This window comes from Cupriavidus sp. KB_39 (genome assembly GCF_052114485.1).
GTDB lineage: Bacteria > Pseudomonadota > Gammaproteobacteria > Burkholderiales > Burkholderiaceae > Cupriavidus.
Genome location: NZ_JBFREV010000014.1, coordinates 41474 through 63472 on the forward strand (window position 1 = coordinate 41474; position 21999 = coordinate 63472).

The following is a 21999-nucleotide window of genomic DNA, read 5'->3' on the forward strand; positions in this document are numbered from 1 at the left end:
AATGGGAATTGTTATCATTCTGCTTCTCTGATATTCTGGCCTCCATCGCTGTTCGGCATGCCGGTGCCGACACCGCCCCCAGGAGGTATTTGTGTACGTTTGCATCTGCAACCAGGTTACCGACCACGAGATTCATGGCGCCGTTCACCTTGGCGTCTCGACCATGGACGAACTCGCCGAGACCCTCGGCGTGGGCACCTGCTGCGGCCGTTGCCGCGACTGCGCGAAGCAAGTGCTGTGCGAAGGCGTGGCCGCCGTGCAGACGATGCGTGCCTCCTCGCTATCGACCATTCAGGTCGTCGAGATTTCTTCCTGTTCCACGACTACGTCACGTGCGATAATGGACGCTCGTGACCCGGCAGTCGCGAACGATCAGCGTACCGCGCTGGTGGCCTGATCGATTCAGGCTTTACCGCGGTTCCGACTGCAATGGGGCGCCACTTGGCGCCCCTTCGTGCTTTTGCGCGGGTCCGGTTGTCATGACAGGAGCCCCCCTATGAAAGGTGACAAGAAGGTCATCCAGCATTTGAACGCCCAGCTCAAGAACGAGCTGACCGCGATCAACCAGTATTTCCTCCACGCCCGCATGTATCGGCACTGGGGCCTGAAGAAGCTCGGTGATGTCGAGTACAAGGAATCGATCGGCGAAATGAAGCACGCCGACCGCCTGATCGACCGCATCCTGATGCTTGACGGCCTGCCGAACCTCCAGGACCTGCACAAGCTGCTGCTCGGCGAAGACACGCCCGAAATGCTCAAGTGCGACCTGAAGCTCGAGCAGACCGCGCACGCCACCGTCAAGGAAGGCGTTGCGTACTGCGAGTCGGTGGGCGATTACGTGAGCCGCGAGATCCTCGTGGACATCCTCACGGACACCGAGGAACACATCGAATACCTGGAGACGCAGCTCGACCTGATCGACAAGGTTGGCCTGCAGAACTATCTGCAGTCGCAGATGGAGCCGGGCGAGCAGTAAGCCGCCGGCCCACCGCGCGGTGCCTGGCGGCATCGCGCATCCGTGCGGGACGGGTTATTAACCGTTCTCATTCGGATTCTTTTCTTCATCCAGCATTTCCGGCAGCACATCGCGCCAATCAGGCGAACCGGCGGGGAGGGGGCTCCACCGCCGGGATCGCCGGGTCGATGGCCCGCTAGCGCTTTCGTTAGTGGTGCCCGCCGCAGACCTCGCAGGCCGGCGTGCGCGCCAGCCGCATCGTGGTCCACTCCATCGACATTGCATTGACCATCAGCAGCCGGCCGGCCAGCGTCTGGCCGACGCCCGTCAGCAGCTTGAGCGCCTCCGCCGCCTGCACYGTGCCGACCATGCCGACCAGCGGGGCGAACACGCCCATCGTCGCGCAGGCGGCTTCGGGGGCGGGTTCCGAGGGCGGGAACAGGCAGCCGTAGCACGGGGCATCGGCATCGCGCAGGTCGAACACGCTGACCTGGCCGTCGAAGCGCAGCGCGGCACCCGACACCAGCGGCTTGCGATGGGCGAGGCAGGCGCGGTTCACCGCGTGCCGTGTGGCGAAATTGTCACAACAATCGAGCACGACATCGGCAGCAGCCACCAGCGCATCCAGCTCGGCATCGCCCACGCGCTGGGCCACGAGCCGCACATCGACATCAGGATTGATCCGCAGCAGCCCTTCCCGCGCCGACTCCACCTTGGGCCGGCCCACGTTGGCCGTGGTGTGAAGGATCTGGCGCTGGAGGTTGGTCAGGTCCACGTCGTCATCGTCGACGATGGTGATGCGCCCCACGCCGGCCGAGGCCAGGTAGGGCAGCGCGGCCGCCCCGAGCCCGCCCGCGCCGATCACCAGCGCATGGCCCGCCAGCAGCCGTTCCTGGCCCTCGATGCCGAGTTCGTCCAGCAGGATATGGCGCGAGTAGCGCAGCAGTTGGTCGTCGTTCATGGTGCGAGGGGTGCGGTCGTGCGATGTCATGCGCTGGAAACAACAACGGCCCGTCGGTGAACACCGCGGGCCGTCGTCGGACTTACCAGATGTAACGCGTCAGCGATTCTTGCCGGTCGGCGTGCCCAGCGGGTCGCCCATCGGCGCGCTGGCCGGCGGCTGGCTGGCGGGTTTCGCTGCCGGCTTGGAGGCGGGCTTCGCCGGGGCCTTGTCGGCGGCCGGCTTGGCCTTGCCCTTGTCCGCATCGGTGTCCGGCTTGCCAGCGGCCTGCGAGGCCTCGAGCCGCGACTTCGAACGCTGCACCGGCTTGCCGTTGAGCTGCGCGATAGCCTGCTGGAGCATGAAGTCGTCGGCCGTGCCGAATTCCACCGGCTTCTTGCGGCGATCCTTCTCGCGCTCTTCCGGCGTCTTCTTGGCGTTTTCTTCCTCGAGGCGGCGCAGTTCGTCCACCCGGCGCTGCTCGCGCGCATTCATTTCCGGCTCTTCCGACTCCTGCTTGTTGTGCAGGTGGCGTTCGGTGTCGATTTCGCGCGTGATCAGCGCGTCGTCCGGATCGCCCTCGGGGTTCTGGTCGACCGGGATGTCCGGGCGGATGCCCTTGGCCTGGATCGACTTGCCCGTCGGCGTGTAGTAGTACGCGATGGTCAGCTTGATGCCGGTGTCATTGGTCAGCGGCCGCACGGTCTGCACCGAACCCTTGCCGAACGTGGTCTTGCCCATCAGCGTGGCGCGATGGTGATCCTGGAGCGCGCCGGCCACGATTTCCGATGCCGAGGCCGAGTAGGCGTTCGTCAGCACGATCATCGGAATCTTCTTGAACAGCGGCGGCAGGTCCTTGAGTGGATCGTCCTCGAGCGACGAGAGGCGGTAGTTGTTGAAGGTAGCCTTGTAGACGCGCTTGGCGTCCGGCACCTGGCCGTTGGTGGAGACCACGGTGGCATCGTCGGGCAGGAACGCCGCGGCCACGCCGACCGCGCCCTGCAGCACGCCGCCGCCGTTGTTGCGCAGGTCCAGGATCACGCCCTTGAGGCCCGGGTTCTTCTCGGCCATCTCGCGCAGGCGGCGGCCCAGGTCGGACACCGTGCGCTCCTGGAAGCTCGTCAGGCGGATCCAGCCGATGGTGTTGTTGTCCAGCATCTTGGTCTTGACCGACTGCACGCGGATCTCCGCGCGCGTGATCGAGACCGGGAACGTGCGTTCCTCGCTCTTGCGGTAGATCGTCAGCGTGACCTTGGTGCCGGGCTCGCCGCGCATGCGCTTGACCGCCTGCTCCAGCGGGAGGCCGCGCACGGGCTTGTCGTCGATGCGGGTGATCAGGTCGCCCGGCTGGATGCCGGCGCGGAAGGCGGGGGTGTCCTCGATCGGGTTGATGACCTTGACCAGGCCTTCTTCCTGCGAGATCTCGATGCCCAGGCCGGCGAAGCGGCCGCGCGTGCCTTCCTGCAGTTCCTTGAAGTCCTTCTCGTCCAGGTAGGCCGAGTGYGGGTCGAGGCTGGCGACCATGCCCTTGATGGCTTCGGTCAGCAGCTTCTTGTCATCCACCGGCTCCACGTACTCACGCTTGATCTGGCCGAAGATGTCGGACATCAGCCGGAGCTGGTCGAGCGGCAGGGGCCCGGACGAGTTCTGGGCCGTCGCCGAGATCTGCAGCGTCGCGAGCACGCCGGCAACGACGCCGACCGAGACTAGGCTAATGTTCTTGAGCGTCTTACGCATGTGGGGCAGCCTGAACAGTATGAGGATTGGCTAGGGGGCGATCCGGGTGCCCGGCCTTAAGGCCGGCGGCGCCGGATTTGTCCGACAGTATAAGAGGGTGCGCAGAAAAAGGCCTGCGGGGGCTTGCGCGCCGGGTGGGCGCGGTCACACATGGCCGCGGGCAAGCTGCCCGCGCCTACCCGGTCCAGACCGGGGCGGGCGCGGGTTGCGGCCTGTCGTCAGCGGGCCTTGCCCTGGTTGGCCACGGCCGCCAGCGAGGCAGCCAGGGCTTCCTGGTCGCCCAGGTAGTAATGGCGCAGCGGGCGCAGGTTGGCGTCCAGTTCATAGACGAGCGGGATGCCATTGGGAATGTTGAGGCCGACGATGTCGTCATCCGAAATCTGATCGAGGTACTTCACCAGCGCGCGGATGCTGTTGCCATGGGCGGCAATCACCACGCGCTTGCCCGATTGGATGTCCGGAGCGATCGATTCGTTCCACAGCGGCATCACGCGGGCCACCGTGTCCTTGAGGCACTCGGTCAGCGGCACCTGGTCGCGCGGCACGTTGGCGTAACGCGGGTCGTTGAACGCGGCGCGTTCATCGTCCGGCTGCAGCGCGGGCGGCGGGGTGTCGTAGCTGCGGCGCCAGACCAGCACCTGATCGTCGCCGTACTTGGCGGCAGTCTCGGCCTTGTTCAGGCCCGACAGCGCGCCGTAGTGGCGTTCGTTCAGGCGCCATTCGTTGCGCACCGGAATCCACATTTCGTCCATTTCGTCCTGCACGTACCAGAGCGTGCGGATGGCGCGCTTGAGGACCGAGGTGTAGGCGATGTCGAAGCCATAGCCCGCTTCCTTGAGCAGCTTGCCGGCCTGCTTGGCCTGGGCGGCGCCGGTGTCGGTGAGGTCGACATCGACCCAGCCGGTGAAGCGGTTTTCGAGATTCCACGTGGATTCGCCGTGGCGGATGAGAACGAGCTTGTACATGCTGCTTCCAGGGTAGTAAGTGACCTGCGGCGCTCGCCCGCAAATAATGACGGGGGCGCGAAACCGCGTATTTTATAATGCCGCCGACCCAACCCAACGGAATGCCATTGTGAATTTCTTCGCCGATTACAACAACCTGGCCCTGATCGCCATCGCCGTGGTCTCCGGCGGCCTGCTGGCGTGGCCCCAGATCAAGAGCGGTACGGGCGGCAAGCGCCTCAATACGGCGGCCGCCACGCAGATGATCAACCGGCGCAACGCGGTGGTCGTGGACATCCGCGACGCCGCCGAATTCGCCAAGGGCCACATGCCGCAAGCGAAGAGTGCGCCACTTGCCGACCTGCCGTCGCGCGCCAGCGGCCTGGCCCGCGACAAATCCGTCCCCATCATCGTGATCTGCCAGACCGGCCAGCGCTCGGGCAAGGCCCAAGCAGCGTTGAAGGAAGCCGGGTACAGTGAGGTCTACGCGCTCGAAGGCGGCATGACAGCCTGGCAACAGGCCGGCCTGCCGGTCGTCAAGTAAGCGCGACAGCCCCATTTACAGCAGCGAAGCGGCGCGGTTCCGCCCGGGGCGGACCGCGCCGCCGCATTTTGAAGACAAGGAGATTCCGCATGGCCCGCGTCGTCATGTACAGCACGGTGGTGTGCCCCTATTGCCAGATGGCCGAACGGCTGCTGAAGCAACGGGGCGTCGAAGCGGTCGAAAAGATCCTGATCGACCGCGAACCGGGAAAGCGCGAGGAAATGATGTCGCGCACCGGCCGCCGCACCGTGCCACAGATCTATATCGACGAGACCCATGTGGGTGGCTTCGACGACCTCTCCGCGCTGGACCGCCAGGGCGGCCTGGTGCCGCTGCTGGCCGCCTGACCTGCCGGGTCTCCGGTAGCCCGCCGCCCATCGGATATCTGAGACGATTCTGATTCGGCGGCGAGCGGGTGAAATCGCCATCGGCGTCATGTACCATATGCGCTTTCCAGCCGGGCCCCGCGCCCGGCAGAGACCAAAAATCGATTCCAAACCGATTCAACCGGGAAGCCTTTCATGAGCGACGAGCAACAAGCCACCCAGCAGGACGATCAGCCCTTCTTCAACATCCAGCGCGTGTACCTGAAGGACATGTCGCTGGAGCAGCCGAACTCGCCGGCCATCTTCCTCGAGTCGGAAGCGCCGGCCGTGGAAGTGCAGGTCAACGTGGCCGCCGCGCAACTGCAGGAAGGCATTTTCGAAGTCGTGGTGACCGGCACGGTGACCACCAAGGTGCAGGACAAGGTAGCGTTCCTGGTGGAAGCCCATCAGGCCGGCATCTTCGACATCCGCAACGTGCCGGTGGAGCAGCTGGACCCRCTGCTGGGCATCGCCTGCCCGACCATCCTGTACCCGTACCTGCGCGGCAACGTGGCCGACGTGATCACGCGCGCCGGCTTCCAGGCGATTCACCTGTCGGAAATCAACTTCCAGGCACTGTACGAGCAACGCCTGCAGCAGGCCATGGAAGAAGCTGGCCAGCAGGGCGGCGAGTCGGGCATCGTGATGCCCGACGGCAGCCAGGCGCGCCACTGAGGCACCGGCAAAACGATTCTGGCGTCGTTGCGCGGCCTTGCCGTACCACTTGTACTGTCTGCGGCCGCGCGCCTAGCCAGAACCGCTTCGCTTCGTTTTGCCGGCGCCTCAGGGTGCCAGGCAGAACGGGCGACTTAAAACGGGGCTTCGGCCCCGTTTTGATTTCCCCCGCCATACTGACGTTATCCGCCATTCCGCCAGAATCGCCATGAAACTGACCTTCCTCGGCGCCGGGGCCTGGGGCACTGCCCTGGCCAGCCACGCGGCCACCGTGCACGATGTGGTGCTCTGGGGCCGCGATGCCGCGCAACTGGCCGATATCGCGCAAACCGGCATGAACGCGGCCTACCTGCCCGGGGTGGCGTTATCCCCCCGACTGGCCTGCGAAGCCGATTTCGATGCCGCCGTGGATCATGCGCTGGCTGACCCGGACGGGCTCCTGGTGGTGGCCACGCCGGTTTCCGGCCTGCGCGAGATGACGCGCCGGCTGGCCGCGCGCCATGCCGGACGGCCTGCGCCGCTGGCCATGCTCTGGCTCTGCAAGGGCTTCGAGGCCGACACCCACGCCATGCCGCACCAGATGGTGCGCGAGGAACTCGATGCGCTCGGCGTGACGCCGGGCCAGATCGAATATGGCGTGCTGACCGGGCCCAGCTTCGCCAAGGAAGTGGCTCAGGGGCTGCCGTGCGCGCTGACCGTGGCGGGCACGTCCCATGCGCTGGCGGACCGCGCGCAGGTGGCGTTCCATCACCATGCCATGCGGATCTATGGCAGCGATGACCTGATCGGCGTGGAGGTGGGCGGCGCGGTCAAGAACGTGCTGGCGATTGCCACCGGCGCCAGCGATGGTCTGGGCCTGGGCCTCAACGCGCGCGCGGCGCTGGTCACGCGCGGGCTGGCCGAGATGACCCGGTTCGGGCTGGCGCTCGGCGGCCGCGTGGAGACCTTCATGGGCCTCGCCGGGATGGGCGACCTGATCCTGACCGCCACCGGCGACCTCTCGCGCAACCGCAAGGTCGGACAGCAATTGGCGGGCGGCAAGACGCTCGAACAGGTGCTCGCCGACCTCGGCCACGTGGCCGAGGGGGTGCGATGCGCCCAGGCGGTGGCGGCGCTGGCCGCCCGGCATGGCGTGGAGATGCCGATCACGCGCGCGGTCTGCGCGGTGCTGTTCGAGGGCCTGTCYGCYGCCGACGCCGTGGCGCAACTGCTCCAGCGCGACGCGCGGGACGAATAACCGCAAATCCCCCAAGATTAGATGCCTAGCCGCCGCCAAGCCCTCGGGGCGATGATCGCCACGCTTTCCACGCTGTGCCTGGGCGCCGCGCCGGCGCTGGCGGAGACGTGGCCGTCGCGCCCCATCCGCATGATCGTGCCGTTCCCGGCGGGCTCCTCGCCAGACCTGATCGCCCGGATCGTCACCGAGAAGCTGGCCGTGGCGCTGGGCCAGCCGGTGGTGGTGGAGAACCGGCCCGGTGCAGGCGGCAATATCGGCACCGGCATGGTCGCCAAGGCCGTGCCGGACGGCAATACGCTGCTGTTTACGATCAACGGCCCGCTTGTCACGGCGCCGGCGCTCTACCGCCATCTTGGTTATGACCCGGTGCGCCAACTGGCGCCGGTGACGCTGGTGGCCACCTCGCCGAATGTGCTGGTGGTCGATGCGCGGCTGCCGGTGCACACGCTGGCCGACTTCGTCGCGCTGGCCAAGGCCCGGCCGGGCGCGCTGAACTATGGGTCGGTGGGCAACGGGAGTGCGGCGCACCTGGCCATGGAGCAGCTCAAGGCCATGGCTGGCATCGACCTCCAGCACGTGCCGTATCAGGGGTTTCCGCAGATCACCACCGCCATCGTCGGTGGGCAGGTGCAGGCCGGTTTCATGGTGCCCGCGATTGCCATGCCGATGGTGACGGCCGGCAAGCTGCGCCTGCTCGCCGTGACCTCCACGGGGCGTACCGGGCTGCTGCCGCAGGTGCCGACCGTGGCGGAATCGGGCTATCCGGGCTTCGAGGCCATCTCGTGGCAGGCCGTGCTGGCGCCAGCCGGGACGCCGGCGCCGGTGATCGACCGCCTGTACCGGGAACTCGTGACGATCATCGGCAGCGCCGACGTGCGCGAGAAGATGCGCGCCCAGTATTTCGTGCCGGCTGGTACCGCGCCGGCCTCGCTGCGCCAGACCATGGCCACCGAGACGGCCCGCTGGGCCAAGGTGATCCGCGCGGCGGGCGTGCAGCCCGAGGGCTAGGCGTCGCCCAGGCCGTCAGGCGCTCCTCTCCTGTCAGGCGCCGCCGGCGAAGCCGTTCTGGCGCCAGGCCTCGAACACCACCACGGCCACGGTATTGGAGAGATTCAGGCTGCGGTTGTCCGGCCGCATCGGCAGCCGGATGCGCTGCGTGGCCGGGAACCACTCGCGCCGCTCGGGCGCCAGGCCGCGGGTCTCCGATCCGAACACGAACCAGTCCCCGGGACGGAAACTGACTTGCCCGAACGGCGTGGAGCCGTGCGTGGTCAGGGCGAACATACGGTCCGGATCAGGCTGCTCGGCCGCCATCAGGGCGTTCCAGCTCTCGTGCACGCGCATCGTCGCGAATTCGTGATAGTCCAGGCCCGCGCGGCGCATGCGGGCGTCCTCGAGCGGAAATCCGAGCGGCTTGACGAGGTGCAGCTGCGCCCCCGTGTTGGCGCACAGGCGGATCACATTGCCGGTATTCGGCGGAATTTCGGGCTCGACGAGGACGACGTTGAACATGGCGCGATGGCTGGAAAATCGGCCCCGAGCTTACCGCGGCAGGGGGTGGCTGTCATCCCGTCGCATTTTTACGGGGTGCGCAGCGCGGGCAGGGCGGTGACGCGCCGGGCGCCATGGGCCTTGAGGACGGCGGCAGCGGCGCGCAGCGTGGCGCCGGTGGTCATCACATCATCGACCACGGCGATGTGGCGGCCGTCGAGGCACATGGGGCGGGCCAGTGCGAAGGCATCGCGCAGATTGGCCTGGCGGGCGGGCAGGTCCAGCATGAGCTGGGTGGCGGTGTCGCGCCGRCGGGTGAGCAGGGTCGCATCGGCGCGCACGCCGAGCCGCCGGGCCAGCGGGCGGGCAATCTCCCACGCCTGGTTGAAACCGCGCGCGGCCAGCCGTTGCGGCGCAAGCGGCACGGGGACGATGAGATCGGGAAGATTGGGAAGATCGGGCAGGGCGCGCAGGCTTTCGGCAAGCTGCGCGGCGATCCAGCCGGCGACGGGCAGCGCGGCGCCGAACTTGAGCCGCAGGATCAGGCGATCGAGTGGCTCGGCGTAGTCGGCCAGCGTCACGGTGGCGTCGATTGGGTCGTCGGGCACGCAGGCCGGGCAATGGCTCCCGCCCGGACTGGCACAGCGCGGGCAGCGGGGCCGCGCCGCCAACAGGGATCCGGCGCAGGCGGCGCAGACCACATCGCGCTGCACATCGCCGCAAATCGCACAGGCGGAGGGGAGCAAGGACGGGAGCAGGGACGGCAGCAGCCCAGCGAGGCAGCGCCCGGCAGCCCCGGCGGCGCGCGCGTATACTTGCGATCCTCGCGGTCCCGTCCGACCGCTCCCCACTGGTTCCGATTGTCCGTGTCCTTGCATGCCGCTGATTCTCCCGATGCCTGGTTGCCGCCCGCGCGGCTGACCCGGCTTGCCTTCGACCGCCGCAGCGCCGCCTTCGGCAAGCTGGATTTCCTGCTCGGCGAGATCGGCCGGCGCATGCAGGAGCGCATGGAGGTGATCCGGCTCGCGCCACGGCGCGCGCTCGATATCGGCTGCGGCCATGGCCAGGGCCTGGCGGGTTTGCGCGCGCGGTTTCCCGATGCGCAGATCGCCGGCCTCGATATTTCCGGCGCGATGCTGCACGAAGCCGGCCAGCGCGATCCGCAGCGCCGCCCGGGGTGGATCGGCCGCATGCTCGGCAAGCGTCCGATGTTCGACCTGGTGCAGGGCGATCTTGCCACACTGCCGTTTGATGGCGCCAGCTTCGATCTGCTCTGGTCCAACCTCGCGCTCCACTGGCATCCCGAGCCGCACCGCGTGTTCCCCGAGTGGCATCGTGTGACGGCCGACGAGGGGCTGGTGCTGTTCTCGCTGTTCGGCCCGGACACGCTGCGCGAGCTGCGCACGGCGTTCGGCGAGGTCGACCTCGATGCGCACACGCTCCGTTTCGTCGACATGCATGACATTGGCGACATGCTGGTCCACAGCGGCTGGTCCACGCCCGTGATGGACATGGAGACGCTGACCATCACCTACGAGTCCCCCGAGACGCTGCTGCGCGAGGTGCAGTCCTTCGGCGGCTTCCGGCGCCCCGGCCCGGCCGGGCTGCGCGGGCGCCGCTGGCATCGCGCCGTGCTGGACGCGCTGGAGCGCCAGCGCAACAGCGATGGGGTGATCCCGCTGACCTTCGAGATTGTCTACGGCCATGCGTGGAAGCTGGCGCCGCGTGGCCGGCAGGCCACCGACGATCAGGGCCGCGCGGTGGTGCCGATCGACAAGATCGGACGGGCTTCGCCACGCCGCTGACACACCGTGCGGACGGTCGCCCGGACCGTCGCGCAACATTGCGCACACACCGATTGTGTTGACTATCGGGGCTGTTGCAGCCATGCACAAAAACTTGAACTAGGCAAGCCCTCCGGTCAAATCCTCCCTTGTTCGAGTATGCGAAGCGCCATATAATGCGCCAGTTTGTCGCAGTGGTCCCCTGGCACAAGAACGCCCCCGGAATGCACTCCGCACGTGCCCGGGCGCGCCATTCGTCCCGGGTGTGCATCCGATGCAAAGTGGTTGGGCGATGCAAGACTTGGGTATCGCATTCCAGACGGCAGGAGTTGACTCCGGCGGTAATCACGACGGACGTCCCCCCTTGCCGAGCAACGACTGGCTGATGAAGCGGAATTGCTCGCTCTCCCCACGCCAGGTCGGCTGGTTCTACTTCTCCATCGTATGTATTTCCACTGCCATCGCGGTGTTCCTTGCCGCGTGGCATGGGGCCTGGCTCGTGCTGCCTTTCGCGGGGCTCGAGCTGCTCGGGCTGGGGATTGCCCTGCTGGCGTACGCACGCCATGCGACGGATTATGAACGCGTGAGTGTGACCGACGGTATGCTGGTCGTGGAGACAGCCAGCGCCAGTCGGGTCACGCGTGAGGTATTCAACCCGCGATGGGTGCGGGTGGAACTGGGTGAATCGTTCCGGGCGCTCGTGGTTCTGCGGTCGGACAAGCGCGTCGTGCGGGTGGGGTGTCATCTGGACCCGATACGGCGGCGCAAGTTCGCGCAGGAACTCGCGGCAGTCCTGCATTGCTTCTGAGAGGAAGGGAGGCAGGGCACGGCGGGGACAGATTTGAATCTGTAAATTGGGTAGATAAACAATGAAAATGTGGAAGAAGGCATCCGCAGCATGTCTGGCAGGTGCGTCCCTGCTTGCCAGCCAGGCGGCCTCCGCGGTCAGTGATATGCCAGGCGGCCCGGCCGTCCGACAGCTGAACCTGACCGAACCCGTTACAAAGATCGCCGAACAGATTCACTGGCTGAACTGGATGATGCTCATCATCTGCACGGTGATTTTCATCGCCGTGTTCGGCGTGATGTTCTATTCCATCTTCACGCACCGCAAGAGCCGTGGTGCCAAGTCGGCCGCGTTCCACGAAAGCATTACCGTGGAAGTGGTGTGGACCATYGTCCCGTTCCTGATCGTGATCGCAATGGCGCTTCCCGCCACCAAGACCGTGGTCGCGATGAAGGACACCACCAACTCCGACATCACCATCAAGGCCACCGGCTACCAGTGGAAGTGGGGTTACGACTACCTGAAGGGCCAGGGCGAAGGCATCTCGTTCGTCTCCACCCTGACCACGCCGCGCGAGCAGATCAACAACGAGCAGCCGAAGTCGAACACCTACCTGATGGAGGTGGACAACGAGCTGGTGGTGCCGGTCAACAAGAAGATCCGCATCGTCACGACGGCCAACGACGTGATCCACGCGTGGATGATCCCGGCCTTCGGCGTGAAGCAGGATGCGATTCCCGGCTTCGTGCGCGACACCTGGTTCCGCGCCGAGAAGATCGGCGTCTACCGTGGCCAGTGCGCCGAGCTGTGCGGCAAGGAACACGCGTTCATGCCGATCGTCGTGCGCGTGGTCTCGGACGCCGACTACACCAAGTGGGTCGACGAGAAGAAGAAGGCGCTGGCCGCAGCGGCGGACGATCCCAACAAGACCTGGACGCTCGATGAGATGAAGGTGCGTGGGGAGAAGGTCTACGCGTCGAACTGCGCGGTCTGCCACCAGCCGAACGGCAAGGGCGCCGGCGCGTTCCCGGCGCTGGACGGCTCCAAGGTAGTGAACGGTCCGAAGGCCGGCCAGATGCACATCCTGCTGGAAGGACGCGGCGGCATGCCGTCCTGGAAGCAGCTGTCCGACACGGAACTGGCCGCGGCCATGACCTACACCCGGAATGCGTGGGGCAACCGGACTGGCGAGGTAATCCAGCCGGCCGACTTCGTGAACGCCCGCGCGGGCAAGTTCCCCGAAGGCGGTGGCGCACCGACGGCGGGTACCGCCGAGGCGGCGCCGAAGGCCAAGGCCGATCCGGCCCCGGCCACCTCCCCCGACAAGCAGGCCAGCCTCGCGGGCAACCGCGTCGCAGGCTGACCCGCAGCCGCACCGCATACAGGAATTCAGGAGTCAACGCGATGAGTACCGCTACCCCGGAGACGCTGGGTCATCCGCACGACCACGCCCATGATCATGGACATGGCCACGGCCATGACGATCATGCGCACGATCACCCCCATGGCTGGCGCCGCTGGCTGTTCGCCACCAACCACAAGGACATCGGTACGCTGTACCTGCTGTTCTCGTTCACGATGCTGCTGTCCGGCGGCGTGCTGGCACTGCTGATCCGCCTGGAGCTGTTCGAGCCGGGCCTGCAGTTCTTCCGCCCCGAGCTGTTCAACCAGTTCACCACGATGCACGGCCTGATCATGGTGTTCGGCGCGATCATGCCGGCGTTCGTCGGCTTCGCGAACTGGATGATTCCGCTCCAGATCGGCGCCTCGGACATGGCCTTCGCGCGGATGAACAACTTCAGCTTCTGGCTGATGCCCCCGGCGGCGCTGCTGCTGGCCGGCTCGTTCTTCGCCCCGGGCGGCGCCACCGCCGCCGGCTGGACGCTCTACGCGCCGCTCTCGGTGCAGATGGGCCCCGGCATGGACATGGCCATCTTCGCCATGCACATCATGGGCGCCTCGTCGATCATGGGCTCGATCAACATCATCGTCACCATCCTCAACATGCGCGCGCCCGGCATGACGCTGATGAAGATGCCGATGTTCTGCTGGACCTGGCTGATCACCGCCTACTTGCTGATCGCCGTGATGCCGGTGCTGGCTGGCGCCATCACCATGGTGCTGACCGACCGCCACTTCGGCACGAGCTTCTTCTCGGCCGCCGGCGGTGGTGACCCAGTGATGTACCAGCACATCTTCTGGTTCTTCGGCCACCCCGAGGTGTACATCATGATCCTGCCCGCGTTCGGGATCATCTCGCACGTGGTGCCGGCGTTCGCGCGCAAGCGCCTGTTCGGCTACAGCTCGATGGTGTACGCCACGGCGTCCATCGCCATCCTGTCGTTCATCGTCTGGGCGCACCACATGTTCACCACCGGCATGCCGGTGACCGGCCAGCTGTTCTTCATGTACGCGACGATGCTGATCGCGGTGCCGACGGCCGTGAAGATCTTCAACTGGATCGCCACGATGTGGCGCGGCTCGATGACCTTCGAGACGCCGATGCTGTTCGCCATCGGCTTCATCTTCGTGTTCACGATCGGCGGCTTCACCGGCCTGATCCCGGCCGTGGCCCCGATCGACATCCAGATTCAGGACACCTACTTCATCGTGGCGCACTTCCACTATGTGCTGGTGGCCGGTTCGCTGTTCGCGCTGTTCGCCGGCTTCTACTACTGGGGGCCGAAGTGGAGCGGGTTCATGTACAACGAGACGCGCGGCCAGATCCACTTCTGGGGCTCGCTGATCTTCTTCAACGTGACCTTCTTCCCGATGCACTTCCTGGGCCTGGCCGGCATGCCGCGTCGCTACGCGGACTACGCGGTCCAGTTCACGGACTTCAACGCGGTTGCGTCGATCGGCGCGCTGGGCTTCGGCCTGATGCAGGTGTATTTCTTCTTCTTCGTGGTGCTGCCGTCCTACCGGGGCGGCCAGGCTGCCGGCGACAAGCCGTGGGATGGCGCCGAGGGCCTGGAATGGACCGTGCCGTCGCCGGCGCCGTTCCACACCTTCGAAGAGCCGCCACAGGTGCGCTGAGTGATTGACGCCATGAAGCCGGAAACCCCGTCGCGCACGGACAGCCAGGGCCGCCAGGCCACCCAACGAGCCGCCAACCGGCGGCTGGGCCTGATCCTGCTGTCCATCGTGGTGGTGTTCTTCCTGGGATTCTTCGCCAAGATGGTGTTCCTTGGCGGTTGAGCGGAGATAGACGTGGACGCGCAGCAGAAGGCGGAAGACCGGGCAATCGAGCGACGCTTCAACCGCGGCATGCTGCTGCGGCTGCTGGTGGTGGTGGGCCTGATGTTCAGCTTCGGCTATGCGCTGGTGCCGCTGTACAAGAAGATCTGCGAGGTCACCGGCATCAACGTGGTGACCACGCGCGATCTGTACGGCGGATCGCTGAAGAAGAACACCCAGGTGGACAAGAGCCGCACGATCACGGTGGAGTTCGACTCCAACGCGCGCGGGCCGTTCGCGTTCCGCCCGGTGAAGTCCTCGATGGAAGTGCATCCGGGCGAGCTGACGACCATCGTCTACGAAGTGGCCAACGGGCAGTCGCGCGATATTTCCGCGCAGGCCATCCCGAGCTACGCGCCCAAGCAGGCCACCGAGTACTTCAAGAAGGTGGAGTGCTTCTGCTTCAAGCAGCAGACGCTCAAGGCCAGCGAGGCGCGCGAGATGCCGGTGGTGTTCGTGATCGATCCGAACCTGCCCAAGGATGTGAAGACGATCACGCTGTCGTACACCTTCTTCGAGATCGGCACGCCGGTGGCGCAGACGGCGGCGCCGGCGGGGCAGGGAAGCTGAGATGGGTGTGACGCCAGAGCCGCAGGATCCGCTTCAGCGCAAGGCGTCGTTCGCGCAGACGGTGCGCGCGGTGCTGTGGTCGTTCATCGGCCTGCGCAAGGGGTCGGAGCACGAGACCGACATGGCGCGGCTGAACCCGGTGCACGTGATCATCGCCGGCCTGATTGCCGCGGCGCTGTTCGTGGCGATTTTGATCGGCATCGTGAAGACCGTGGTGGGATGAAGCTGTCCCCGAAAAAATAAGAGAAGTACGAGCACACCACCGGCAGGGAGGTCGGCCGGCGGTGCGGAACTACAACGAATCAGAGACACTGAGCTGGAGATAGAAGAATGAGTGCGAATCGCGCAAATGCTCCGTACTACTTCGTACCGGGCCCGTCGCGCCACCCCATCACGGCGGCCTTCGGCCTGCTGATGACCGGCGCCGGCGCCGCGGGTTGGGTCAACGGCCAGTCGTGGGCCCCGTTCCTGTGCGGCTTCGGCCTGCTGTGGTTCCTGTTCGTGCTCAAGAGCTGGTTCGGCGACGCCATCCGCGAGTCGGAAGGCGGCCTGTACGGCAAGAACATCGACGTCTCGTTCCGCTGGTCGATGGGCTGGTTCATCTTCTCCGAGGTGATGTTCTTCGCGGCCTTCTTCGGCGCGTTGTTCTACGCCCGCACCATCGCCATGCCGTGGCTGGGCGACCTGAACAACAAGATCATCTGGCCGGACTTCGCGGCCGTGTGGCCCAACCTCGGCCCGGCGGGCACGGTGGAGAGCTTCCAGACCATGGGTCCGTGGCCGATCCCCACGATCAACACGGCGCTGCTGCTGACCTCCGGCGTCACGCTGACCTGGGCGCACCACGCGCTGCTGGCCGGCAAGCGCAGCCAGCTGATCCAGGGCCTGGTGCTGACCATCCTGCTCGGCGCGCTCTTCATGTGCCTGCAGGTCTACGAGTACATGCACGCCTACTCGGAACTGAACCTGAAGCTGACCTCCGGGGTCTATGGTTCGACGTTCTTCCTGCTGACCGGCTTCCACGGCTTCCACGTGACGATGGGGGCGATCATGCTGGCGGTGGTGCTGGGCCGCGTGCTGCGCGGACACTTCACGCCGCAGCACCACTTCGCGTTCGAAGGCGCCGCCTGGTATTGGCACTTCGTTGACGTGGTCTGGCTCGGCCTCTACGTGGTGGTGTACTGGCTGTAARGRCAGGAACGGGCCGCTGCGGCGGTCCTGCGGTACAAGACGAAGCGCCGCGGAGGACGATCCTCGCGCGGCGCTTTTTGTTTTGGGGACTGGCAKCCGCTCAGGGCGACATATGGATGCCGGTGCTGTGGATCCATCCCATCCAGTTGGCGAACAGGATGAACAGGAACAGCGCCACCGAGAAGCCGACGCGCAGCATCAACGAGCGCATCATGTTGGGGGTGCGGCCACGGTCGCGCATCATGAAGAACAGCGCGGAGGCCAGGCTGCCGATGATCAGAATGAAGGCGACGATGATGACGAAGCGCATGCTGGAGCGAAGGGAGGCCGCGGGTCACGAAAGTGGCCATTATGGCACCGTGGCCTCGCGAGGCCATTCGTGACGACCCGCAATCGGGGGAGCCTGTGGCGCTCGCCGGGGGCGGTGCCGCTGGTGGCGGCACTGACCGTGGTCGTCGTGACCTGCGCGCTCGGCAACTGGCAATTGCGCCGGGCCCACGAGAAGGTGGACCGCGCCGCGCGGCTGGCCGCGCTGGCGGCGCAGGCGCCGGTGGACCTGAACACGGCCCGCATCGACGCCACGCAGGTGGTCGACCGCCGCGTACGCGCCCGGGGCCGCTTCGACGCCGCCCGCACCGTGTTGCTGGACAACCGCCCGCACGGCAACGGCTCGGACGGCCGCGCCGGCTTCCTGGTGCTGACGCCGCTGAAGCTGGCCGATGGCGGCGCCAGCGTGCTGGTGCTGCGCGGATGGCTGCCGCGCGACGCCCAGGACCGCACGCGGATCGCCCCGTTCCCCACGCCCGATGGCGACGTCACGCTGGACGGCACGGCGGTGGCCACGGCGCCGCGCGTCTACGGCCTCGGGCAAGACGCGTCGGCCGAAGCAGGGCAGAAGATCCGCCAGAATGTAGACTTGGCGGCGTTCGCCCGGGAAACCGGGGCGCCGCTACTGCCGTTGGTGATGCAGCAGGCCACCGATACCGGCGATGGCCTCGCGCGCGACTGGGCGGCCGCCGACCTCGGCGCGGACCGCCACTATGGCTACGCCGCCCAGTGGTTCGGCCTGGCCGCGCTGACCGTGGTGCTGGTGGCCGTGCTGGGCTGGCGCCGTGCGCGCCGGGACACCGCCCTGCCGAACCGATAACCGAACGATGAACGTACAGACGAACTCCATGCCATCGCAAGACCCCACGGCCACGCCGGACTCCCGCATCGATGCGCGCACGCGCCGTGGCCGCCTGCAGATGCTGATGCTGCTGCTGGTCTGCGCGTCGCCGGTCATCTTCTCGTATTTCACCTATTACGTGGTCAAGCCGAGCGGCGCCAGCACCAACTACGGCACGCTGGTCGACCCGCTGCGCCCGATGCCGCCGCTCAACGTGACCGACGAGCGCGGCGAGGCCGTGCCGCTGTCGTCCTTCCGGGGCAAGTGGCTGATGGTGATGACCGCCGCGTCCGCCTGCGACGAAGCGTGTGCCAAGCGGCTGTTCACGATGCGCCAGATCCGCGCGGGGCAGGGCCAGGACCGCGAGCGCATTACCCCGGTCTGGCTGATTTCCGATACGGGCACCGTGGACGAACGGCTGTCCAGCGCCTACAACGAACCCTATGCGGGCGTGCGCTTCCTGCGCATGGACGGCGCCGCGCTGCGCCAGTGGCTGCCGGCCGAACCGGGCGCCAGGGCTGAAGACACCGTGTACCTGATCGACCCGCTCGGCAACCTGATGCTGCGCTGGCCGAAGGAACCCGACCCGAAACAGATCAGCAGCGACCTGAAGAAGCTGCTCAAATTTTCCCGAATTGGCTGATTTGCGATGCTGCTCCAACTCGCCATCATTGGCATCCTGATTGCCCTGCTGCCGCTCTCGTACGTGCTGGTGCGGGGCAGCCGCGACAAGTATCGCAAGCTGGTCTGGGTCACCGCCTTCCTCACGCTGGACCTGATCATGTTCGGCAGCTTCACCCGACTGACCGATTCCGGCCTCGGCTGCCCGGACTGGCCCGGCTGCTACGGCCACTCGAACCCGCACGCGGCCATGGAGCCGATCCGCGCCGCCGAGACCGCGCTGCCGAGCGGCCCGGTCACGCTGGCCAAGGCGTGGATCGAGATGATCCATCGCTATTTCGCCATGGCGGTGGGTGTGCTGATCATCTCGTTGATGGTGCTGGCGTGGGTCAAGCGGCGCGAGCTGAAGCAGTCGCCGTGGTTCGCCACGGGGGTGTTCGTGCTGGTCTGCGTGCAGGGCTTGTTCGGCGCGCTGACCGTGACGATGAAGCTCCAGCCGATCATCGTGGTGACCCACCTGCTGCTGGCGATGGCGCTGCTGTCGTCGCTGATCGTGCTCGGCTCCCGCAATGACCTGCCGCACGCGGTGGCGCCGCAGGCGGCCTCGCTGCGCTGGGCGGCGTGGGTGGCGCTGGGCTTGCTGGTGATCCAGATCTTCCTCGGCGGCTGGGTCAGCACCAACTACGCGGTGCTGGCCTGCACCGATTTCCCGCTYTGCAACGGCCAGCTGGTGCCCGAGATGGACTTCCGCCACGGCTTCACGCTCTGGCGCCAGCTCGGCATGACGGCCGATGGCGATTACATCCCGCACGCGGCGCTGGTGGCCATCCACTGGGTGCATCGCGGCTTTGCCTTCGTGGTGCTCGGCTTCCTGGCCTGGTTCGGCCTGCGCGCGCGCCGGATGGAGGGCCTGACGCGCCACGCCACATGGCTGCTGGCCGTGCTGGCGCTGCAACTGGCCACCGGCATGTCCAATATCGTGTTCGACTGGCCGCTCGGCGCGGCGGTGGCGCACAACGGCGGCGCGGCCCTGTTGCTGATGCTGTTGCTCCGTCTCCACTACAATATCGGCCTCGCGACCCTCGCGACACGTTATGCCGGCGCCGCTGCTCAATCCGCCTCAGCCGCGCGCGCCACATGAAGGACAAGATGCCCCCCGTGGTCTCCGCTACCCAACCTCATTCCTCCGTGGGCCGAATTCGGCACCTGGCTCGCCAATATGCCGCGCTGACCAAGCCGCGCGTCACGCAACTGGCCGTGTTCTGTGCCGTCATCGGCATGTTCCTGTCGACGCCCGGCATGGTGCCCTGGTCGGTGCTGCTCGGCGGTGCCGCTGGCATCTGGCTGCTGGCCGGTGCCGCGTTCGCCATCAACTGCCTGGTCGAGCAGAAAGTCGACGCGCTGATGCGCCGCACCGCGTGGCGGCCTTCCGCCACCGGTGAGATCTCCAGCGCGCAGACGCTGGTGTTCTCGGCCATCCTCGGCGGCGCCGGCATGTGGCTGCTGCACGTGTTCGCCAATGACCTGACGATGTGGCTGACCTTCGCCACCTTCCTCGGCTACGCCGTGGTCTACACGATCCTGCTCAAGCCGGCCACGCCGCAGAACATCGTCATCGGCGGGCTGTCGGGCGCCATGCCGCCTGCGCTGGGCTGGGCCGCCGTGGCCGGCACGGTGCCGGCCGAGGCGTGGTTCCTGGTGCTGATCATCTTCACCTGGACCCCGCCGCACTTCTGGGCGCTGGCCCTGTATCGCCGCGCCGACTACGCCAAGTCCGGCCTGCCGATGCTGCCGATCACCCATGGCGAAAAGTACACGCTGCTCCACATTTTGCTGTACACCCTGGTGATGATCGCCGCCACGCTGCTGCCGTTCGTCTACGGCATGAGCGGCTATATCTACCTCGCCGCCGCGCTGGGCCTGGGGCTGGTGTTCCTCGGCTACGCCTGGAAGCTGTTCCGCAACTACTCGGACGCGCTAGCGCAACGCACCTTCCGCTATTCGATCCTGTACCTCTCGCTGCTGTTCGCGGCGTTGCTGGTGGATCACTACTTCAAGTTCGTGCCGCAGGTCTGATGGCCCGCCTGCGGCATCTTGCCGCGCCCGGAGGCCAGCGCCGATGTGATCGGCGATACTTCCGGGCACCTCTCCCGACCACCGCGTATCCCGATGACTCTCCCCGGCTCTCCGTCCCTCCTTGCCCAGTTCCGCCGCCTCTGCCTGCTGGCACTCTGCACGGCTCTGCTGGCCGCCTGCGGGCAGCCCAAGCCCTCGTTCAAGAACGTGGATATCTCGGGCGCCACCGAGTTCGGCAAGGACTTCTCGCTGCTGGATCCGAGCGGCAAGACCCGCACGCTGGCTGACTTCAAGGGCAAGGCCGTGGTGATGTTCTTCGGCTACACGCACTGCCCGGACGTCTGCCCGACCACGATGGCCGAGCTGAAGGCGGTGATGGACAAGCTCGGCCCGGACGCCGACAAGGTCCAGGTGCTGTTCGTGACCGTGGACCCGGAACGCGACACGGGCGCGCTGCTCGGCCAGTACGTGCCCGCCTTCGACGCCCGCTTCCTGGGCCTGCGCCCGGCCGACGAGGCGGCGCTGAAGAAGGTGACCAAGGACTTCAAGGTCTTCTACGCCAAGGTGCCGGGCACCTCGCCGAACAACTACACCGTGGATCACTCGGCCGGCAGCTATGTGTTCGATACCAACGGCCAGCTGCGCCTGTTCCTGCGCCACGGCCAGGGGCCGGACCCGATCGCGCATGATTTGAAGCAGCTGCTGTCGTAAGGCGAAGGCAAGACAAAAAAAGGGCCGGTCGCAAGACCGGCCCTTCTGCATTGCGGGGAGCGGAGGATCAGGCGAAAGCCGCCAGCGCACCCTTCATCTTCTTCATCGCGGCCGCCTCGATCTGGCGGATGCGCTCGGCGGAGACGCCAAACTCGTCGGCCAGCTCATGCAGCGTGGCGCCGCCCGAGCCGTCGTCGTTCACGTCCAGCCAGCGTGCCTCGATAATGCGGCGGCTGCGGGCATCCAGACGCTCCAGCGCCTCGACCAGCCCTTCGACCTGCATGCGGTCCTGGCGCTTGGCCTCGAGCACGCGGGTCGGCTCGTTGTGGTTGTCCGCCAGATACGCGATGGGGGCGAATTCCTCCTCGCCGTCGTCGATCTGGCCTTCCAGCGCTAGGTCGCCGCCCGAYAGGCGGGTCTCCATCTCCATCACTTCTTCGGGCTTCACGTTCAGTTCGCGCGCCACGGCTTCCACCTGCTCGGGCGTGAACGTGTGTGCGCCGGTCTTGTGGCTGCGCAGGTTGAAGAACAGCTTGCGCTGGGCCTTGGTGGTCGCCACCTTGACCATGCGCCAGTTCTTCAGCACGTATTCGTGGATTTCGGCCTTGATCCAGTGCATCGCGTACGACACCAGACGCACGCCCTGATCCGGGTCGAAGCGCTTCACGGCCTTCATCAGCCCGATGTTGCCTTCCTGGATCAGATCCGCATGCGGCAGGCCGTAGCCCAGGTACTGGCGGGCGATGGACACCACCAGACGCAGGTGGGACATCACCAGCCGGCGGGCGGCATCGACGGATTCATGGTCGCGCAGGTCGCGCGCGAGGCGCTGCTCTTCCTCGGCGGTCAGCAGCGGAATCCGGTGGATAGCCTGGATGTAGCTATCCAGATTGCCCACTGCGGCCGGGAAGGCGAGCGCGAGGCTGCCAGCGGCGGCATTCTTGGGGGCCATCGGCAGACGGCCAG

General features: G+C 66.6%; 27 protein-coding genes. 20 read left to right on the forward strand and 7 right to left on the reverse strand.

Translation table 11 applies throughout. The features are described 5' to 3' along the window. Positions 1–91 precede the first annotated feature (91 nt). Together AB4Z27_RS13030 and bfr are read left to right on the forward strand one after the other, a co-directional pair. The gene (locus AB4Z27_RS13030) at positions 92–397 is read left to right on the forward strand and encodes a (2Fe-2S)-binding protein (protein WP_092291601.1); all 306 of its coding nucleotides are present in this window, start codon (positions 92–94) and stop codon (positions 395–397) included. Between the two features lie 99 nt (positions 398–496). Then, positions 497–976, forward strand: a complete 480-nt coding sequence (gene bfr / locus AB4Z27_RS13035; protein ID WP_092291603.1) for a bacterioferritin — start codon at positions 497–499, stop codon at positions 974–976. A 187-nt stretch (positions 977–1163) separates the two neighbouring features. On the opposite strand, the gene AB4Z27_RS13040 is transcribed toward bfr, so the two are convergent. The 3 genes from AB4Z27_RS13040 to gpmA form a co-directional block, all read right to left on the reverse strand. After that, positions 1164–1916: a HesA/MoeB/ThiF family protein gene (locus tag AB4Z27_RS13040; RefSeq protein ID WP_092291605.1), complete on the reverse strand. Its 753-nt coding sequence runs from the start codon at positions 1914–1916 to the stop codon at positions 1164–1166. A 99-nt stretch (positions 1917–2015) separates the two neighbouring features. Then, positions 2016–3632 carry a S41 family peptidase gene (locus AB4Z27_RS13045; RefSeq protein WP_092291607.1) on the reverse strand — a complete coding sequence of 539 codons (1617 nt, stop codon included), beginning with the start codon at positions 3630–3632 and terminating at the stop codon, positions 2016–2018. A 218-nt stretch (positions 3633–3850) separates the two neighbouring features. Further along, the gene (gene gpmA / locus AB4Z27_RS13050; RefSeq protein ID WP_092291609.1) at positions 3851–4597 is read right to left on the reverse strand and encodes a 2,3-diphosphoglycerate-dependent phosphoglycerate mutase; all 747 of its coding nucleotides are present in this window, start codon (positions 4595–4597) and stop codon (positions 3851–3853) included. Between the two features lie 109 nt (positions 4598–4706). Here gpmA and AB4Z27_RS13055 point away from each other — a divergent pair, with 109 nt between their 5' ends. The 5 genes from AB4Z27_RS13055 (at position 4707) to AB4Z27_RS13075 (ending at position 8405) form a co-directional block, all read left to right on the forward strand. Beyond that, complete coding sequence (locus AB4Z27_RS13055; RefSeq protein WP_092291611.1) at positions 4707–5120, forward strand: rhodanese-like domain-containing protein; 414 nt, start codon at positions 4707–4709, stop codon at positions 5118–5120. An 89-nt stretch (positions 5121–5209) separates the two neighbouring features. Then, entirely contained in the window at positions 5210–5467 is a 258-nt protein-coding gene (gene grxC, locus AB4Z27_RS13060; protein ID WP_092291613.1) for a glutaredoxin 3, read from the forward strand. A 174-nt stretch (positions 5468–5641) separates the two neighbouring features. Further along, positions 5642–6160 (forward strand): protein-export chaperone SecB, encoded by a 519-nt coding sequence (secB, locus tag AB4Z27_RS13065; RefSeq protein ID WP_092291614.1) that lies wholly within the window; start codon positions 5642–5644, stop codon positions 6158–6160. 208 nt (positions 6161–6368) lie between these two features. Next, on the forward strand, positions 6369–7397 hold the full coding sequence (locus tag AB4Z27_RS13070; protein WP_441593647.1) for an NAD(P)H-dependent glycerol-3-phosphate dehydrogenase: 1029 nt from the start codon (positions 6369–6371) through the stop codon (positions 7395–7397). A 21-nt stretch (positions 7398–7418) separates the two neighbouring features. Beyond that, positions 7419–8405 (forward strand): Bug family tripartite tricarboxylate transporter substrate binding protein, encoded by a 987-nt coding sequence (locus AB4Z27_RS13075; protein ID WP_092291618.1) that lies wholly within the window; start codon positions 7419–7421, stop codon positions 8403–8405. Positions 8406–8438: 33 nt separating this feature from the next. Here AB4Z27_RS13075 and trmL read toward each other — a convergent pair whose 3' ends face one another. Together trmL and AB4Z27_RS13085 are read right to left on the reverse strand one after the other, a co-directional pair. Next, positions 8439–8909, reverse strand: a complete 471-nt coding sequence (trmL, locus tag AB4Z27_RS13080; RefSeq protein WP_441593646.1) for a tRNA (uridine(34)/cytosine(34)/5-carboxymethylaminomethyluridine(34)-2'-O)-methyltransferase TrmL — start codon at positions 8907–8909, stop codon at positions 8439–8441. A 68-nt stretch (positions 8910–8977) separates the two neighbouring features. Then, complete coding sequence (locus AB4Z27_RS13085) at positions 8978–9766, reverse strand: ComF family protein (RefSeq protein ID WP_441593645.1); 789 nt, start codon at positions 9764–9766, stop codon at positions 8978–8980. Between AB4Z27_RS13085 and AB4Z27_RS13090 the strand changes: the two genes are divergently transcribed. From AB4Z27_RS13090 to AB4Z27_RS13125, 8 genes are all read left to right on the forward strand, one after another. After that, on the forward strand, positions 9755–10693 hold the full coding sequence (locus AB4Z27_RS13090; RefSeq protein ID WP_441593644.1) for a methyltransferase domain-containing protein: 939 nt from the start codon (positions 9755–9757) through the stop codon (positions 10691–10693). The genes AB4Z27_RS13085 and AB4Z27_RS13090 overlap by 12 nt on opposite strands. A gap of 271 nt (positions 10694–10964) precedes the next feature. After that, on the forward strand, positions 10965–11480 hold the full coding sequence (locus tag AB4Z27_RS13095; RefSeq protein ID WP_092291622.1) for a DUF2244 domain-containing protein: 516 nt from the start codon (positions 10965–10967) through the stop codon (positions 11478–11480). A 61-nt stretch (positions 11481–11541) separates the two neighbouring features. Further along, complete coding sequence (gene coxB / locus AB4Z27_RS13100; protein WP_092291624.1) at positions 11542–12822, forward strand: cytochrome c oxidase subunit II; 1281 nt, start codon at positions 11542–11544, stop codon at positions 12820–12822. Positions 12823–12863: 41 nt separating this feature from the next. After that, positions 12864–14495, forward strand: a complete 1632-nt coding sequence (gene ctaD / locus AB4Z27_RS13105; protein WP_092291626.1) for a cytochrome c oxidase subunit I — start codon at positions 12864–12866, stop codon at positions 14493–14495. Positions 14496–14507: 12 nt separating this feature from the next. Continuing rightward, complete coding sequence (locus AB4Z27_RS13110; protein WP_218158021.1) at positions 14508–14657, forward strand: cytochrome oxidase small assembly protein; 150 nt, start codon at positions 14508–14510, stop codon at positions 14655–14657. Between the two features lie 12 nt (positions 14658–14669). Then, positions 14670–15266 carry a cytochrome c oxidase assembly protein gene (locus tag AB4Z27_RS13115; protein WP_092291628.1) on the forward strand — a complete coding sequence of 199 codons (597 nt, stop codon included), beginning with the start codon at positions 14670–14672 and terminating at the stop codon, positions 15264–15266. A 1-nt stretch (position 15267) separates the two neighbouring features. After that, on the forward strand, positions 15268–15489 hold the full coding sequence (locus AB4Z27_RS13120) for a DUF2970 domain-containing protein (RefSeq protein ID WP_092291630.1): 222 nt from the start codon (positions 15268–15270) through the stop codon (positions 15487–15489). Between the two features lie 107 nt (positions 15490–15596). Next, complete coding sequence (locus AB4Z27_RS13125; protein WP_092291632.1) at positions 15597–16457, forward strand: cytochrome c oxidase subunit 3; 861 nt, start codon at positions 15597–15599, stop codon at positions 16455–16457. A 100-nt stretch (positions 16458–16557) separates the two neighbouring features. Here the strand turns inward: AB4Z27_RS13125 and AB4Z27_RS13130 are convergent, their stop codons facing one another. Then, on the reverse strand, positions 16558–16767 hold the full coding sequence (locus AB4Z27_RS13130; protein WP_092291634.1) for a twin transmembrane helix small protein: 210 nt from the start codon (positions 16765–16767) through the stop codon (positions 16558–16560). Positions 16768–16836: 69 nt separating this feature from the next. Here AB4Z27_RS13130 and AB4Z27_RS13135 point away from each other — a divergent pair, with 69 nt between their 5' ends. From AB4Z27_RS13135 to AB4Z27_RS13155, 5 genes are all read left to right on the forward strand, one after another. After that, on the forward strand, positions 16837–17604 hold the full coding sequence (locus tag AB4Z27_RS13135) for an SURF1 family protein (protein WP_092291636.1): 768 nt from the start codon (positions 16837–16839) through the stop codon (positions 17602–17604). A 7-nt stretch (positions 17605–17611) separates the two neighbouring features. Further along, positions 17612–18268 carry an SCO family protein gene (locus AB4Z27_RS13140; protein WP_092291638.1) on the forward strand — a complete coding sequence of 219 codons (657 nt, stop codon included), beginning with the start codon at positions 17612–17614 and terminating at the stop codon, positions 18266–18268. Positions 18269–18274: 6 nt separating this feature from the next. After that, positions 18275–19387, forward strand: a complete 1113-nt coding sequence (locus AB4Z27_RS13145) for a COX15/CtaA family protein (RefSeq protein WP_441644589.1) — start codon at positions 18275–18277, stop codon at positions 19385–19387. A gap of 8 nt (positions 19388–19395) precedes the next feature. Continuing rightward, positions 19396–20322 carry a heme o synthase gene (gene cyoE / locus AB4Z27_RS13150; protein ID WP_177219866.1) on the forward strand — a complete coding sequence of 309 codons (927 nt, stop codon included), beginning with the start codon at positions 19396–19398 and terminating at the stop codon, positions 20320–20322. 93 nt (positions 20323–20415) lie between these two features. Further along, positions 20416–21033 (forward strand): SCO family protein, encoded by a 618-nt coding sequence (locus tag AB4Z27_RS13155; protein ID WP_092291642.1) that lies wholly within the window; start codon positions 20416–20418, stop codon positions 21031–21033. A 67-nt stretch (positions 21034–21100) separates the two neighbouring features. Here AB4Z27_RS13155 and rpoH read toward each other — a convergent pair whose 3' ends face one another. Further along, positions 21101–21985, reverse strand: coding sequence for an RNA polymerase sigma factor RpoH (gene rpoH, locus AB4Z27_RS13160; RefSeq protein WP_255370730.1), 885 nt, complete (start codon positions 21983–21985; stop codon positions 21101–21103). Positions 21986–21999: the final 14 nt, after the last annotated feature.